Source organism: Mycobacterium sp. TY815, from assembly GCF_030755135.1.
GTDB lineage: Bacteria > Actinomycetota > Actinomycetes > Mycobacteriales > Mycobacteriaceae > Mycobacterium.
The window spans coordinates 195,875-210,985 of sequence record NZ_JAUFRX010000003.1 but is presented as its reverse complement, the minus strand read 5'-3'; the positions used below and the strand labels follow the sequence as shown (position 1 = coordinate 210,985).

Annotated in this window: 16 protein-coding genes and 2 tRNA genes; 5 read left to right on the top strand and 13 right to left on the bottom strand. The window is 67.8% G+C overall.

What is annotated here, in order from left to right; translation table 11 throughout:
• Window positions 1-15 precede the first annotated feature (15 nt).
• Window positions 16-1,896, bottom strand: coding sequence for an alkyl/aryl-sulfatase (locus tag QXK92_RS26740; protein ID WP_306246841.1), 1,881 nt, complete (start codon window positions 1,894-1,896; stop codon window positions 16-18).
• A gap of 145 nt (window positions 1,897-2,041) precedes the next feature.
• Here QXK92_RS26740 and QXK92_RS26735 point away from each other — a divergent pair, with 145 nt between their 5' ends.
• Window positions 2,042-2,512, top strand: a complete 471-nt coding sequence (locus QXK92_RS26735) for a lipoprotein LpqH (protein WP_306246839.1) — start codon at window positions 2,042-2,044, stop codon at window positions 2,510-2,512.
• Between the two features lies 1 nt (window position 2,513).
• Here the strand turns inward: QXK92_RS26735 and QXK92_RS26730 are convergent, their stop codons facing one another.
• From QXK92_RS26730 to QXK92_RS26710, 5 genes are all read right to left on the bottom strand, one after another.
• The gene (locus QXK92_RS26730; protein WP_306246837.1) at window positions 2,514-4,016 is read right to left on the bottom strand and encodes a cell wall metabolism sensor histidine kinase WalK; all 1,503 of its coding nucleotides are present in this window, start codon (window positions 4,014-4,016) and stop codon (window positions 2,514-2,516) included.
• Window positions 3,994-4,698 carry a two-component system response regulator TcrX gene (tcrX, locus tag QXK92_RS26725; protein ID WP_306247938.1) on the bottom strand — a complete coding sequence of 235 codons (705 nt, stop codon included), beginning with the start codon at window positions 4,696-4,698 and terminating at the stop codon, window positions 3,994-3,996. Before tcrX ends, QXK92_RS26730 begins: the two co-directional genes overlap by 23 nt.
• A gap of 148 nt (window positions 4,699-4,846) precedes the next feature.
• Entirely contained in the window at window positions 4,847-5,002 is a 156-nt protein-coding gene (locus QXK92_RS26720) for a DUF6131 family protein (RefSeq protein ID WP_167544975.1), read from the bottom strand.
• Window positions 5,003-5,014: 12 nt separating this feature from the next.
• Window positions 5,015-5,266 (bottom strand): hypothetical protein, encoded by a 252-nt coding sequence (locus QXK92_RS26715; RefSeq protein WP_306246835.1) that lies wholly within the window; start codon window positions 5,264-5,266, stop codon window positions 5,015-5,017.
• A 109-nt stretch (window positions 5,267-5,375) separates the two neighbouring features.
• Window positions 5,376-5,789: an MmcQ/YjbR family DNA-binding protein gene (locus QXK92_RS26710; protein WP_306247936.1), complete on the bottom strand. Its 414-nt coding sequence runs from the start codon at window positions 5,787-5,789 to the stop codon at window positions 5,376-5,378.
• 91 nt (window positions 5,790-5,880) lie between these two features.
• Between QXK92_RS26710 and QXK92_RS26705 the strand changes: the two genes are divergently transcribed.
• Entirely contained in the window at window positions 5,881-6,723 is an 843-nt protein-coding gene (locus tag QXK92_RS26705; RefSeq protein WP_306246833.1) for a hypothetical protein, read from the top strand.
• 16 nt (window positions 6,724-6,739) lie between these two features.
• Here QXK92_RS26705 and QXK92_RS26700 read toward each other — a convergent pair whose 3' ends face one another.
• The 4 genes from QXK92_RS26700 to QXK92_RS26680 all read right to left on the bottom strand — a co-directional run bounded on the left by QXK92_RS26700 (window position 6,740) and on the right by QXK92_RS26680 (window position 11,502).
• Window positions 6,740-8,692 carry a PE family protein gene (locus QXK92_RS26700; protein WP_306246831.1) on the bottom strand — a complete coding sequence of 651 codons (1,953 nt, stop codon included), beginning with the start codon at window positions 8,690-8,692 and terminating at the stop codon, window positions 6,740-6,742.
• 101 nt (window positions 8,693-8,793) lie between these two features.
• On the bottom strand, window positions 8,794-9,039 hold the full coding sequence (locus tag QXK92_RS26695; protein WP_306246830.1) for a hypothetical protein: 246 nt from the start codon (window positions 9,037-9,039) through the stop codon (window positions 8,794-8,796).
• 68 nt (window positions 9,040-9,107) lie between these two features.
• Window positions 9,108-10,508: a PE family protein gene (locus QXK92_RS34165; protein ID WP_371934604.1), complete on the bottom strand. Its 1,401-nt coding sequence runs from the start codon at window positions 10,506-10,508 to the stop codon at window positions 9,108-9,110.
• Window positions 10,509-10,560: 52 nt separating this feature from the next.
• Window positions 10,561-11,502, bottom strand: coding sequence for a class I SAM-dependent methyltransferase (locus QXK92_RS26680; protein WP_306246828.1), 942 nt, complete (start codon window positions 11,500-11,502; stop codon window positions 10,561-10,563).
• Between the two features lie 115 nt (window positions 11,503-11,617).
• On the opposite strand from QXK92_RS26680, the gene QXK92_RS26675 reads away from it, so the two are divergent.
• Window positions 11,618-11,791, top strand: coding sequence for a hypothetical protein (locus QXK92_RS26675; protein ID WP_306246826.1), 174 nt, complete (start codon window positions 11,618-11,620; stop codon window positions 11,789-11,791).
• A complete protein-coding gene (locus QXK92_RS26670) occupies window positions 11,788-12,822 on the top strand; it encodes a phosphotransferase family protein (protein WP_306246824.1) in 1,035 nt (344 codons plus the stop codon). Before QXK92_RS26675 ends, QXK92_RS26670 begins: the two co-directional genes overlap by 4 nt.
• Here the strand turns inward: QXK92_RS26670 and QXK92_RS26665 are convergent.
• The 3 genes from QXK92_RS26665 to QXK92_RS26655 form a co-directional block, all read right to left on the bottom strand.
• A complete protein-coding gene (locus QXK92_RS26665) occupies window positions 12,819-13,484 on the bottom strand; it encodes a PE family protein (RefSeq protein ID WP_306246822.1) in 666 nt (221 codons plus the stop codon). The genes QXK92_RS26670 and QXK92_RS26665 overlap by 4 nt on opposite strands.
• 204 nt (window positions 13,485-13,688) lie before the next feature.
• Window positions 13,689-13,761: transfer RNA gene (locus tag QXK92_RS26660), tRNA-Arg, on the bottom strand.
• 32 nt (window positions 13,762-13,793) lie between these two features.
• Window positions 13,794-13,885 (bottom strand) — tRNA-Ser (locus QXK92_RS26655).
• An 82-nt stretch (window positions 13,886-13,967) separates the two neighbouring features.
• Between QXK92_RS26655 and QXK92_RS26650 the strand changes: the two genes are divergently transcribed.
• Window positions 13,968-15,029, top strand: a complete 1,062-nt coding sequence (locus QXK92_RS26650; protein ID WP_306246819.1) for a pyridoxal phosphate-dependent aminotransferase — start codon at window positions 13,968-13,970, stop codon at window positions 15,027-15,029.
• Window positions 15,030-15,111: the final 82 nt, after the last annotated feature.

Below are 15,111 nucleotides of genomic sequence, written 5' to 3'. Positions count from 1 at the left end.
GTCTCCTCGGCCCAGTCACGGGACCACGATGTTGAAGTTGGGGTCGGGGTTGTCGAGCACCGCCAGCAACGACTGCAGCGCGCCCTGGTCGCCCGACACCTCGAGCCCCGGCGACGTGAAGTCACCCATCGCCACGCCGAGAAGCCGGAACTTGGTGTCCAGCTTGACCGTAACGGTCGCGGACGCCGGGTCGGCGGGCACCCGCCGCTGCACCAGCACACCATTGCGCAGTGCCAGCCGGTAATTGGCGTCCAGATCGGCGAACGTGATGTCGATCGCGATGTCCAGATCCCAGCTGCCCGGCCCGTTCACCCGGATGGCCAAGCCGTCGAAGATCTGCTCCGGCGTCAGCTGGGACAGCAGGCTCAGCGATGTCGCCTGGGTCGCGGTCCCGAAATTGCCCACGCGCAGTTCGGTGGCCCCGCTCATGAAGAAGTTGCGCCACGTCGCGTTCTCGGCACCGTAGCCCAACTGCTCCAAAGTGTCCGCATACAGCTCACGCGCCGCGGCGTGATGCTCGTCGGTGAACATCGCGTGATCCAAAAGCGTTGCCGCCCAGCGGAAATCGCCTGAATCAAAAGCGGCGCGGGCCAATTCGACCACCCGGTCCAGGCCGCCGAGGGCCTCGACATAACGGGGCCCCAGCGCTTCGGGCGGGTGCGGCCATAACCGGCCCGGGTTGCCGTCGAACCATCCCATGTAGCGCTGGTAGACGGCCTTGACGTTGTGGCTGACCGACCCGTAGTAGCCGCGGGCATGCCAGGCCTGGTCCAAGGCCGGTGGCATCTGGAACATTTCGGCGATCTCCACGCCGGTGTACCCCTGGTTGAGCAACCGCAGAGTCTGGTCGTGCAGGTAGGCGTACAGGTCGCGCTGCAGCGAAAGGAACTCGACGATGTGCTCGCGTCCCCAGGTCGGCCAGTGATGTGAGGCGAATACCACGTCGGTGCGATCGGCGAACGCGTCGATCGCCTCGGTCAGGTAACCCGACCAGGCATGCGGGTCGCGCACCAGGGCCCCGCGCAGCGTCAACAGGTTGTGCAGGTTGTGCGTCGCGTTCTCGGCCATGCACAACGCCCGGAATTGCGGGAAATAGAAGTGCATCTCGGCGGGAGCCTCGGTGCCCGGCGCCATCTGAAACTCGATCTGCACACCGTCGATGGTGTGCGTCTCTCCCGTCTTCTTGATATCGATGGTCGGAACGATCAGGCCGACCTCCCCGGTCGACGGTGTCTGACCGAGCCCGCAGCCCACCTGCCCGGACGGCCCGCGATCCAGCACCGTGCCGTACATATACGTGGCGCGGCGCGTCATCGCCGGTCCGGCATAGACGTTCTCCTGTACGGCGTGTGTGGTGAAGCCCTCCGGCGCCAGCACCGCCACCTTCCCGGCATCCACGTCGGCCTGCGACGCAACTCCGAGCACACCCCCGAAATGGTCGACGTGGCTGTGGGTGTAGATGACCGCCACCACCGGCCGGTCGCCGCCCCGGTGCGCGCGATACAACTCCAGCGCTGCCGCGGCCACTTCCGTGGACACCAGCGGATCGATGACGATGACTCCGGTGTCGCCTTCGATGAAACTGATGTTGGAGAGGTCGAGTCCCCGAACCTGATAGATCCCCGGCACCACCTCGTAGAGGCCCTGTTTGGCGGCCAGCGTCGACTGCCGCCAGAGGCTGGGATGTACCGACGTGGGTGCGGGCCCGCCGAGGAACGAGTACACGTCGTTGTCCCACACCACGCGACCGTCGGCGGCTTTGATGACGCACGGCGTCAGCGCGGCGATGAAACCACGATCGGCGTCGTCGAAATCCCTTGTGTCATCGAACGGTAACGCATGCCGGCCATGTGCCGACTCGATTGTCGCGGTAGGAGGCTTGTGATCCACCGGCACCACCTTTCCATCAAAGCAGCCATTCGGAGTGAGACTCGCCTGCAAATTGTTTTCGTTGGACCCTAGCCATTCCGTCCGGAGAAGTCGCATACTGCCGGGGCGGTTCGCAATGACGATGGACCGCTACAACGGCAAAGGAGCACAGGTGAAGCGTGGACTGACGGTCGCTGTGGCCGGAGCGGCCATTCTGGTCGCGGGTCTTTCCGGATGTTCGGACAACAAGTCGAACACGAGTAGCGGTTCCTCGAGCGCGAGTTCAAGCGGAGGCGGCGGCGCCTCCGGCACGAAGGTCATCATCGACGGTCAGGACCAGCACGTGACAGGCACGACCGTGTGCACCACCGCGGCCGGCAACGTCAACATCGCGATCGGTGGGTCGGCGACCGGCATCGCCGCCGTGCTGACCGACGCCAATCCGCCTGAGGTCAAGTCGGTGGGCCTCGGCAACGTCAACGGCGTGACCCTCGCGTACACCTCCGGCACCGGCCAGGGCAAGGCCGAGGCGACCAAGAACGGAAACGCCTACAAGATCACCGGCACCGCCACCGGGGTGGACATGGCCAACCCGATGTCACCGGTGAACAAGCCCTTCGAAATCGACGTCACCTGCTCCTGACTTAATGCGACGATGCGGGCGGTTGCCGACCATTGACCGGCAACCGCACCGCGAATTCCGTGCAGCCGGGTCGGCTGTTCACGGTAATGGTCCCGTTATGCGCTTTGACGACGGCGGAGACGATCGCCAAACCCAATCCAGTGCTGCCGCCTTTGCGTGAGCGTGAACTATCGCCACGCGCGAATCGCTCGAACACCTCCGACTGTTGCGCCACCGGGATTCCGGCACCGTTGTCGGTGACCTGCAGCAGCGTGTGTGTCGGCCCGGTGCTCAGCCGGGTGGTGACGACGGTGCCCGGTGCGGTGTGAATGCGAGCGTTGGCCAACAGATTGGCCATCACCTGATGCAGGCGTGCCTCGTCCCCGATCACCGTCACCGGTTCCGGCGGCAGATCGAGCTCCCACTGGTGATCCGGTCCGGCGATGTGGGCGTCGCTGACGGCATCGACCGCCAGGCGGGACAAGTCGACCGCTTCGCGCTCGAGCGGCCGGCCGGAGTCCAGCCGGGCCAGCAGCAGCAGGTCCTCGACCAACCGGGTTATCCGCTCGGTCTCCGAGGCGACCCGGCTCATGGCATGTGCCACCGCTTCGCGGTCGTCACCCATGCGTTGGGCGAGTTCGGTATACCCGCGGATCGCGGCCAGCGGTGTACGTAGCTCGTGGCTGGCGTCGGCGACGAACTGGCGGACCCGGGTCTCGCTCGCCTGCCGGGTCGACAGTGCGGCGGAGATGTGATCGAGCATCCGGTTGAGCGCCGAACCCAGTTGCCCGACTTCGGTATACGGGTTGGCGTCGGCTTCAGGCACCCGGACCGGCAACTCCACCTCACCACGGTCCAGCGGCAGATCGGCCACCTTGGTGGCGGTTTGGGAAACCCGCCGCAACGGCGCGAGCGCCCGCCGGATGATGACCACCCCGGCGGCGGTCGCGGCGGCCATCGCGATCAGCGTGACGATGCCGAAAATGACCAGCATCCGGAATTCGGTGGCATCGATGTTGGACATCGACAAGCCGGTCACGATCACATCGGCACGGTTTCGGCTGGGGGCGGCGACGACCCGGTACCGGCCCAGGCCGTCGAGGTTCAGGGTCACCGGTGAGCGGCTCCCGGCGATCTGCTCAAGTTGATGCTGGGCTGCCGGCGTCAGAGCGTCGCGCGCACCGCTACTGGTCAGGTACCCGGCGTCGACGGTCCTGCCGTCACTGACCACCGCCGCGACCATGCCGGCCGGCTGGCCCGGCGCGTCCAGAAACCTGGGGCCGGGTCCGGTCTTGACGACGCGCGGTTCGTGCCGGCGGGGCGGTTCGGGGTATAGCAGCGACGAGCGGTAGGAGGTGCCGCTGAGTTGACTGTCCAACTGCGCCAGCAGGTGGTGGCGCAGCGCGAGTTCGGTTGCGGCAGTGATGCCGACACACACGAGGGCGAGGACCACGACCTGCCCGACGATGAGGCGCAGCCGAAGCGACCAGACCCGCGGGCTCCTAGCGCGCCGGCTTGAGGACATACCCTGCGCCGCGCAGCGTGTGGATCATGGGTTCGCGACCGTTGTCGATCTTCTTGCGCAGGTAGGAGATGTACAGCTCGACGATGTTGGACCGGCCACCAAAGTCGTAACTCCATACGCGGTCCAGAATCTGCGCCTTGCTCAGCACCCGCTTGGCGTTGCGCATCATGAACCGCAGGAGTTCAAACTCGGTGGACGTCAACGAAATCGGTTCACCTGCCCGGGTCACCTCGTGGCTGTCTTCGTCGAGGACGAGATCGCCGACGACGAGTTGGGCTCCGCTGTCCACGGTGGTCACGCCGGTGCGCCGCAGCAGGGCGCGCAACCGCAGCACCACCTCTTCGATGCTGAACGGCTTGGTGACGTAATCGTCTCCGCCGGCGGTCAATCCGGCGATACGGTCTTCCACGGCGTCCTTGGCCGTCAGCAGCAGCACCGGCAGACCGGGATTCTCCTGACGCAACCGGTGCAGGACGTCCAAACCGCTCATGTCGGGCAGCATTACGTCGAGGACGACGACGTCGGGGCGTTCGGCACGGGCGGCGGCGATGGCCGATGAGCCGTCGCCCGCCGTGGCGATGTTCCAGCCTTCGTAGCGCAGGGCCATCGACACCATCTCGGCCAGCACAGGTTCGTCGTCCACCACCAGCACGGTGACCGGTTGGCCGTCGGCGCGGCACATGACCACGCGTTCAGTTCGGGGAGCCGCCACGAGTTCCAGTATCCGCACCCGACTAGGCCGAGGCTATGGCATCCCTATGCCCCAGCTGTGAAACGAAAGAATCCCGTGACCGCAGTTGCGGTCACGGGATCTTCCCGGTGTGCCGTGATCAGTACCAGTTTCGCCTGCCGGCGACGGGGCGGCCAACGGAGCCCATGGCCCACATGACCGCACCGACAACGAGCAGGACCACTCCAAGCACTGTCAACAAATGCACTCCGAAGACGAAACCGAGGATCAGCAAGAGGGCGCCGACGACAATCATGACAACTTTCCTTTACTTAGCAGGGACATAACTGACCGAGTGCATTGCACTGGGCTGCGGCAAACGGGGGGCGTGGCAATCTTTCACTTTCGGATTTACGCCCATGTAATTCAATGGCCCCGCTATCACCGTGACTGCGACGGTTCCCAGTGAGGCACAACTGGTTTCCTCACCCTTGAAATAGTCACGCTGCCAGGCCGCGAGGACCCCTATGAGCAGCCACACCAGGACAATAACCCCGAGAATCCCGCGACCGCGATACATAGAGACCTCCGTTGTTCCCGAAACAAATTTGGCGTCCCCAGAGCTTTGCCCGTTGTACTCGTGCCTAAACATGAAAATGGCGGGAGAATCAGCCCCCATTCGGCCGCTATCAGCCGCCTTGCGCCGCCAGCCAGGAAGCGGCGCGCCTATTCGAGGCGCGGGACAGCCACGCGTCCTGAATCAGCTCTGTCAACTCGGTCAGGCCGATCTCGGCCAGCCGGCTGGCGCGCACCAGCACCGAGGGGTGCCCGTCGAAATGGGAAGAGCTGAAAAACGGCGAGTCAGGGTCCTGGATCAGGGCGAGCTTGTCGCTCTCCGACTCCACCCACAGCATGATCACGTCAGCCCAGCGCTCTCCGGTGTCGGGATCGGTGCAATCCGGCTGCGGGGTACGGAAGAAGACGAACGACTTCCCGCCCACCTGATAGATCGGGTTGCCCTTCGGCCCCTCCAGCCGCTTGACGTGTGGCATCGACGCGGCAATCCGACGCACGTCGCCGACCTTCGCGGGCCGATCAGCCATACCGGCGACGATACCGGCCAATACTTGACGGTCCGCAGCTGTAGCATGGGCAGCCGGTTAAAAGGTTGCAGTAGAGGGGGATAACGGCACGGTGACTGATACCTTGTTCGCCGATGTCTCGGAATACCAAGTGCCGGTTAATGACTCATATCCGTACCAGGTGTTATCGATTCGCGTCAGCGACGGCACCTATCGGGATCACAACTTCGCGCGTAACTATGCGTGGATGCGTGCCGCAATAGACAGTCGCCGAATGACGTTCGGCATCGTCTATACCTACGTCCGCCCCAATTGGCAGTCCAATGCCGACACCGTGCGCGCGATGATCGATGCCGAAGGCGGCCTGCACCCGCGGGTCGCGCTGATGCTCGACGTCGAATCCGGGGGTAATCCGCCGGGTGACGGGTCGGCCTGGATCAATGCGCTGTACTGGAATCTGGCTGACTACGCAGGCTCGGCGGCCCGAATCATCGGGTACGCCAACGCCTATGACTTCTACAACATGTGGCGGGTGCGCCCGGCCGGCCTGCGCGTGGTCGCGGCGGGATACGGGTCGAATCCGAATCTGCCCGGCCAGGTCGCCCACCAGTACACCGACGGCAACGGCTACAGCCCGAATCTTCCGCAGGGCGCGCCACCGTTCGGCCGCTGTGACATGAACTCCGCCGACGGGCTCACCCCGCAACAATTCGCCGCCGCGTGCGGCATCGCAACGAGCGAAGGATGGTTGATGGCTCTTTCCGACGACGAACAGACCGAACTGCTGAACAAGGTGCGCGACATCTGGGATCAGTTGCGCGGACCCGACGGCGCGGGCTGGCCGCAGCTCGGGCAGAACGGTCAGGGACAGAATCTGACTCCGGTGGACGCGATCGCGGCGATCAAGACGTACGTCGAGGGCCCGCGGTCGGGTCAGTCGGCGACAGCTACCTGAGGCGTAAGAATACGGTCTATCCGGTAGCTCCGGCGTCGCCGAAGAAGAGCCCGCCGGTTCCCCCGGCGCCGTTCTGGCCGTTTGGTCCGATCACACCCTGGGACGGCGCCGCAGCGCCGCCGAGTGCCCCCGCACCGCCGGCGCCTCCGTTGCCGATCAGCCGCGCGGGGCCACCAGCCCCACCATTGCCGCCGGCACCACCTGCGCCGCCGCTCTCGCCACCTCCGTCTTCGGTAGCCGACGAGCCACCCGCACCGCCGGCGCCTCCGACGCCGCCACTGCCGTAAAGCCACCCGCTTGCGCCGCCGTCACCGCCGGCGCCGCCCCCGGCACCCAGCCCGTAGTCGCCGTTCGGATTCGCGACGGCCCGCCCGCCGAGTCCACCCTGGCCGCCGGGTCCGCCATCGCCGATCAGCCGACCACCGCTACCGCCGTTGCCTCCGGCGCCTCCGACACCGGCTCCGAGGTCGCCGGCGTTGCCGCCGTTGCCGCCCGCCCCGCCCGCTGCGCCGATACCGAACAATCCGCTGTCACCACCGGTGCCCCCCGAGCCCCCGGCGCCACCCGTCAAACCCACAAACACGTTTCCAGCGCCGTCGACGTAACGGCCGACTCCGCCGTCACCACCCGCCGCGCCGGTACCGGCTCTGCCATAGAGCCATCCGCCGTTACCGCCGTTACCGCCGGCGCCACCGGCGCCGGCCGTACCGATGCCGGGCGCGGTGGGGTTGTCATTGAAGTTGGGGCTGAACAGACCGGCTCGACCGCCAGTGCCGCCCGTCCCGCCGGCTCCGCCGTCACCCAGCAACCCGGCGTCGCCGCCGGCACCTCCGACGCCGCCGACTCCGCCGGAGAATCCACCGGGCTGCCCGCTCGTGATGAACGCGGCATCCGCGCCGGCTCCGCCGTGCCCGCCCGCTCCACCATCGCCCGCGACCCAGCCGCCGCGCCCTCCGGCGCCGCCGGTGCCGCCGGCACCGCCGTCTGCAATGCCGACCGGCCCCCCGGCCCCACCGTTACCGCCGACGCCCCCCTCACCGAACAGTCCCGCCGCTCCGCCGGCACCGCCGTTCCCGCCGACGCCGCCCCGACCACCCAACGCGGCCAGGTTTCCGTCGCCACCCAGTCCGCCGTGTCCGCCGGCCCCGGCGTTGCCAAACAGCAAGCCTCCGGCACCACCGGCGCCGCCGTCGCCACCGCTACCCCCGTTAAGGCCGAAGCCCGGGCTGGGAAATGGACTGATGCCTCCCGCGGCCCCGCCGACTCCACCCGAACCACCGGCACCACCGGCGCCCCACAGCCCGGCCGCGCCACCAGCACCACCGGCACCACCATTGAAACCATTGGCCTTCAAGGCCCCGGCCGCTCCGCCCCCGCCGCTGCCGCCGGATCCACCGTTGCCGTACAGCCAGCCGCCGTGCCCTCCCGCGCCGCCGGACGCGTTGGCTCCCCCGGCGCCGCCGGCGCCACCGTTTCCGATCAGCCCTGCCGCACCGCCGGCACCCCCTGCCGAGTTGGCCGCGGTTTGCGAAAAGCCTTTTCCGCCATTGCCATACAGCAGTCCTCCGGCGCCGCCGTGGGGATTAGCTGCCGTACCGTCCGCACCGTTGCCGATCAACGGTCTGCCGAGCAAAGCCTGGGTGGGTGCATTGATGACGCCGAGAAGGGCCTGCTGCAACGTTTGGACTGCGGCCGCTTCGGCGGACGCATAGCTTCCCGCGGCTCCGCTCAATGTCTGCGCGAAGTTCTGGTGAAAAGTCGCCGCCTGACTGCTCAGCGCCTGATACCGCTGGGCGTGCCCGGAGAAGAGCGTGGCGATAGCCGCCGACACCTCGTCGGCGCCCGCGGCAAAGATTGCGGTCGTCGGCAGCGCCGCCTTGAGATTCGCCGCGTCGAGGGTTGCCGCTACAGCCGCGAGATCGGTCGCCGCGTTGGCCATAATGTCCGGAGCAGCAGACAGATACGACATATTCGCCCCTTTGTCACCGGCGCTTCGAGACGTTTACGTTCTGTCGTGGTGACGATACCGATGAGGCGCGCTACGTCAAAGCCTTTTGAAGCAGTCCGCAATCACTGTCCGACAACGTGAAAAGCGTTACTAGAAGGCAGTTCTGGGATGCCGCGGCGACGTATCTCGTCACCGAGGCGGCCGGGGAGGTTGAGAATCCCGCACAAGCCGCCGGTGCCGCCGACGCCACCCACTCCGCCCGCCACCGCACACTCCCGCCGCGCCGCCACTGCCTGCGCCTCCGGACGCCCCACCGGACATCCCATGCCGCCGCCGGCATCCCCGGGAGCTGCCACTAGATCCGGCAACGCGCACCCCCCTGTGACTCGGTTTCATCGTTGTTCGCGAATTTTGACGCGCGCGTTACTGAGACCGCTCACGTCCCGGCGACGCCGGCCGTTCCGTCCGCGCCGCGCTCCCCGAAGACGGTTCCGCCGCGCCCGCCTGAGCCGCCGGCACCTCCGGGCCCGCCACTGACATTTCCACTGAGCCCGCCGGTTCCCCCCGACCCGCCAGGTCCGCCGGCGCCGAGCAATCCGGCCGCACCGCCCGCACCGCCTATGCCGCCCGTCCCACCTGTGGACCCCTGCAGGGTGATTGGCGTGCGAATGTAGGTGCCAGGTCCGCCGGCACCGCCGGCGCCACCGGCCCCACCATGGCCGTACAACCAGCCGCCGCCGCCCCCGGCTCCGCCATTGCCGCCGACTCCGGCGACGCCTTGGTAGACGACGGTCGCGGGCATCGGCCCGTTGGTGATTTCAATTGCGGGCGTGCCCGGAACAACAAAGATGTTGTCCGGGCCGGGGAATCCGCCGGCGCCACCAGCACCACCGGCTCCGCCCGCACCGAACAAGCCGGCGGCGCCACCCGCACCCCCCTGCCCTCCGACACCCGCAGTCGCCGCAGCAACTGTGATGGTGGTGCCGTCGTCCAGGTAAGGATTGCCGGCGTTGCCACCGAGACCGCCGGTTCCGCCGTTTCCGTACAACCACCCGCCGTGCCCGCCGGCGCCTCCGTTGCCCCCGCTGCCCGCTTCTTGCGCTCCGGCGATACCGACGCCGGAACTGCCACCGAGTCCGCCCGCGCCGCCGGCGCCACCACTACCGAGCAGCCCGGCCGCGCCGCCGGCGCCTCCGGCGCCGCCGCTGCCGGGCGCACAGATGCCGGTCCCGGCCGCACCCGCTCCGCCCTGGCCGCCGGCGCCGCCATTGCCGAACAGCCACCCGCCGTGGCCGCCCTCGCCGCCGGCCGCGTTGCTGCCGCCGGCGCCGCCCCGACCACCGTTGCCGATCAACCCGGCCGGACCACCCGCCCCGCCCGCGACCCCGGTCGCGGTCTGCGAATAGCCATCGCCGCCGTTGCCGTACAACAACCCGCCGGGGCTGCCGTTCGGTGTGGCCGCCGTGCCGTCGACGCCATCACCGATCAGGGGACGGCCGAACAGCGCCTGGGTTGGTTGGTTGATCAGGTTGAGCGCTTGCTGCAATGGCCCGGCGTTGGCCGCTTCGGCGGCCGCGTACGACGACGACGCCGAGCCCAGCAAGCGCACGAACTGCTGATGGAATTCCCCGACGTCGATGCTTATTGCCTGGTAGTGCCGGGCGTGGGCGGCGAACACACCGGCGATCGCAGCCGAGACTTCGTCCGCGCCGGCAGCCAGCACCGCGGTCGTCGGCCCCGAGGCGGTATTGTTTGCCGCAAACAGCGCCGATCCGATTCCTTGCAGGTCCGTCACCGCCGAACTGATGAAGTCCGGCACCACAGCGAGATACACCATGGGCGCACGATAACTGCGGCACCCCAGGTGGGGGGTAAATCCCGGCGAACTCCTATTTCGGCCGCTGCGCGGAAACGAACAGGGTCGGCGGCGTGGCGACGTCAGCACCGTCGGCGACATTGCGGCCGTAGCGCGCCATCAATCCGGCGAAGTCGACGGACGAGGCCTGCCAGCCGCGATCACGCAACCACTCGGGCAGCGCCGTCCGTTCCTCGGCGTACCAGAGGTCTTCCACGGCCGGCATGTCGGCGTCGGTGACTTGCGCCGCCACCTCGCGCATGCGCTGCATCTCTTCCCGCTGGCGCTGCACCAGATCCGGGTCGATGAATCCCTCCCCGGGGACGTTGGACGCCAACCAGCTGCCCGGTGCGCTGAGTGCATCAATCCGCTCGAAGAGCAGATCCTGGGCTTGGGCGGGCAGGTAGCGCACTAACCCCTCGGCGGACCAGGCCGACGGTTGCTGCGGGTCGAACCCTGCTTCCTGCAACGCCTGCGGCCAGTCCTGACGCAGGTCGATCGGGACATTGACCAATTGCGCCGTCGGGGTGGCACCGTGCCGTTCCAGAGTGGCGGTCTTGAACTCCAGCACCTTGGGCTGGTCCAGTTCGTAGACCACAGTGCCGGCTGGCCAGGGCAGCCGCCACGCCCGGGCGTCGAGTCCGGCGGCCAGGATCACCACCTGGCGAACCCCGGAGTCCGCGGCCGACAGGAAGTACTCGTCGAAGAACGCCGTCCTCGTCGCCATGAAGTCGACCAGCATCTGTGCCCGCGCCTGCACCTGCGGGTCGATCTCGGATGCCTGCGCCAGCAACCGCGGGTCGGCGTAGAGGCTCCACATGCCGTCGCCGACGGCATCCAGGAAAACCCGCGCGAAGGGGTCCCGGATCAGCGGGTTTTCGCTCTCGGTTTCGGCGGCGCGGGCGGCGGCCACGCCGAGCGCAGTCGATCCGACGCTTTGGGTGATCTCCCACGAGTCGTTGTCAGTGCGCGGCATGCCGGTCCCCTCGCCAGAAGTAGTGAGTTTCGCAAACTATTCTTCCCGCCGCGGGGGCCGCACGCCGCTCCCCTACCCTTTTTCCCAGAGGGTCTACAGGTTGCAAGGGAGCAGCATGGCACGCACGCCGCAAGAAGTCTTCGCCCATCACCGCAAGGCACTCGTCACGGGTGACCTCGACGAGATCGTCGCCGAACAGCGCGCCGACGACGGCGTTGACACATTCGTGTTCCGCGACGGCATGATCGGGGCACAGACCGTCCGCTACACCCTGCGCGCGACCGCATGAACGGGGTGGATCTGGACGCCGTCGCCCGGTGGATGTCCGGGCAGGGGCTTGGCGAGGGCCCGCTGCAGGACGTAACCGCGGTGACCGGCGGGACGCAGAACGTCATGCTGCGCTTCACCCGGTCCGGACGGACCTACGTGCTGCGCCGCGGGCCGCGGCACCTACGACCTCGCAGCAATTCCGTCATCCTGCGCGAGACGAAGGTGCTGGCCGCACTGGCCGGCTCGGACGTGCCGCACCCTCAGCTGATCGCCACCTGCGAGGACGTCGACGTCCTCGGAGATGCGGTCTTCTACCTGATGGAGCCGATCGAGGGTTTCAACGCCGGTGAAGGACTGCCCGAGTTGCACACCACCAATCCCGAGGTGCGTTACGGCATGGGGCTGTCGATGGCCGACGCGCTGGCCAAGCTCGGCGCCGTCGACCATGTCGCCGTCGGGTTGGGCGACTACGGCAAGCCGGACGGATTCCTGGAACGCCAGGTGCCGCGCTGGCTTTCGGAACTGGAGTCCTACCAGGAGTACGACGGCTACCCCGGTCCCGACATCCCCGGCATCGACGACGTGTCCCGATGGCTGGAAACCCACCGTCCGGCGCAGTGGACACCCGGCATCATGCACGGCGACTACCACGCGGCCAACGTGATGTTCTCCCGCACCGGGCCGGACGTGGTGGCGATCGTCGACTGGGAGATGAGCACCATCGGTGACCCACTGCTGGACCTGGGCTGGCTGCTGGCCACCTGGCGGCAGTCCGACGGGTCGAGCGTGTTCAGCCACGCCCTGGGCGGCACCGACGGCTTGGCCGGCACCGGCGAGCTACTGGAACGTTATGCCACCAACACGAGTCGCGATCTGTCGCACATCACCTGGTACACCGTGCTGGCCTGCTTCAAGCTCGGCATCGTCATCGAAGGCACCCTGGCGCGCGCCTGCGCCGGCAAGGCCGAGAAGGAAGTGGGCGATCAACTGCACGCCGCAACGGTGCACCTGTTCGAGCGGGCACTGACGATGATCGAGACGCGGGACTAGCGCGCGAGGGTCTCCTGCCGGCGCGCACCGAGGTCGCGCTCGGTGCCGCTACCGCCGGGCCCACCCTCGCCGAACGACCTGCCGTTGCGCGGGCGACCGGCAGTGATGGCGCCGGAGGCGCCGCCCGAGCCGTTTCGTCTGCCGGCCATCGGCGCGGTGCCGGCCACCGGCGCCGCCGCGACCGGCCGGACCGTGCCCGCGCCGGCACCGGCACCCCGGCCCGGCGCGACCCCGCCGCGGTTGCCGGGCAGCAATCCGATGGACCTGCCGCCCCGCGCCGACGCCGGCCCGAGGCCGGCGCCACCGGCGGGTCCGATCAGGGACTGCACCGGCGTGGTGGCGCCGGGCGTCGACTGGGTGACGGGCTGCAGCGGCTTGGCGTTCGCGCCCTCGGCGGTGGCGTAGGCGTTCGACGAGGCGTTCATCGCCTGGACGAACTGGTCATGCAGCTTGGCGGCCTGCGCCCCCATCGCCTGATACTGCTGGGCGTGCGCGCCGAACACGTTGGCCATCGCCGCCGATACCTCGTCGGCCCCGGCCGCCATCACACTCGTGGTGGGGATCGCCGCTGCGGCGTTGGCCGCGTCGAGCGTCGAGCCGAGGCTGGCCAGATTCGACGCCGCCTCTGTCAGCAACTGGGGCTGTGCAAATAAGAACGACAAGACGGCATCCTTCGTGCTTTTCGACGTCTGGAATGCCGAGAATGCTATTGAAAATGCGCAGGTAGACCAAGCATTGAGATCTGCTGGCTGCCGAATCGTTATATGACCGTTATATCTGACGGCGGCGCTGTAAAAAGCCTGGACAGGCGTCTGGGCCCGAGCCGACGAAAAACCCCGGCCAAGCGCCGGGGCGTTCACACGAAGCGCGCCCGAAGGGATTCGAACCCCTAACCTTCTGATCCGTAGTCAGATGCTCTATCCGTTGAGCTACGGGCGCCTGTGTTCAGTTGTGGTCTAGCTGGTGGTGCGTGGCGGAGGCGAGAGGATTTGAACCTCCGGTTCCCTTTGAGGGGAACAACTCATTAGCAGTGAGCCCCATTCGGCCGCTCTGGCACGCCTCCATGGCCTTCCAAAGGGTACCCGACCCCGGATACCGAAGCCGCCGGAGGCATAGCGTACACAGCCGCGACATATGCTGTCGAAGTGACCGCCCGCCTGCGGCCCGCGCTGGCCGGGCTGCCTGTTTACGTTCCCGGCAAGACCGTGCCCGGCGCCATCAAGTTGGCCAGCAACGAAACTGTGTTTGGCCCGCTGCCCAGCGTCAAGGCGGCCATCCAGAACGCGACCGACCTGATCAACCGTTACCCCGACAACGGCTGTGTGCAGCTCAAAGGGGTGCTGGCGGAGCACCTGTCGACCGCGGGCCGCGAGTTCACGCCCGCGCACGTCGCCATCGGCTGTGGCTCGGTGAGCCTGTGCCAGCAACTCGTCCAGATCACCGCGGCGGCCGGCGACGAGGTGGTGTTCGGCTGGCGCAGCTTCGAGCTGTACCCGCCGCAGGTGCAGGTCGCCGGCGCCACCCCGGTCCCCATACCGCTGCGCGAGCACACCTTCGACCTCGATGCGATGCTGGCCGCGGTCACCGATCGCACCCGGCTGATTTTCGTCTGCAACCCGAACAACCCGACCTCCACCGTCGTCGAACCCGATGCGCTGACCCGCTTCGTCGAAGCCGTACCGCCGGACATCCTGATCGTCATCGACGAGGCCTACGTCGAGTACATCCGCGACGGCATGGCACCCGACAGCCTGGGCCTGGTCAGCACCCACGACAACGTGGTGGTCCTGCGCACGTTCTCCAAGGCGTACGGCCTGGCAGGCCTGCGGATCGGCTATGCCGTCGGCCACCCCGAGGTGATCACCGCGCTGGACAAGGTCTACGTCCCGTTCACCGCGACCAGCGTCTCGCAGGCCGCCGCCATCGCGTCACTGCAGGCCGCCGATGAACTACTCGAACGCACCAACGCGGTGGTCGCCGAACGCCGGCGGGTCAGCGCGGCCCTGCGTGATGCCGGCTTCGAGCTGCCGGTCTCCCAGGCCAACTTCGTCTGGCTGCCGCTGGGCGATCGCACCGCGGACTTCGTGCAGCGGGCCGCCGACGCGCTGATCGTCCTCCGGCAGTACGGCACCGACGGCGTGCGCGTCACGATCGGCGCGGCGGAGGAGAACGACGCCCTGCTGCGGTTCGCCCGCGGCTGGATCTGACCTCACCTTGGCGCGAGCGTGAAGCTGGCCGCACGCTGGGCGCCGAACGTGAAGCTGGCCGCACACTCGGCGAAGAGGGCGG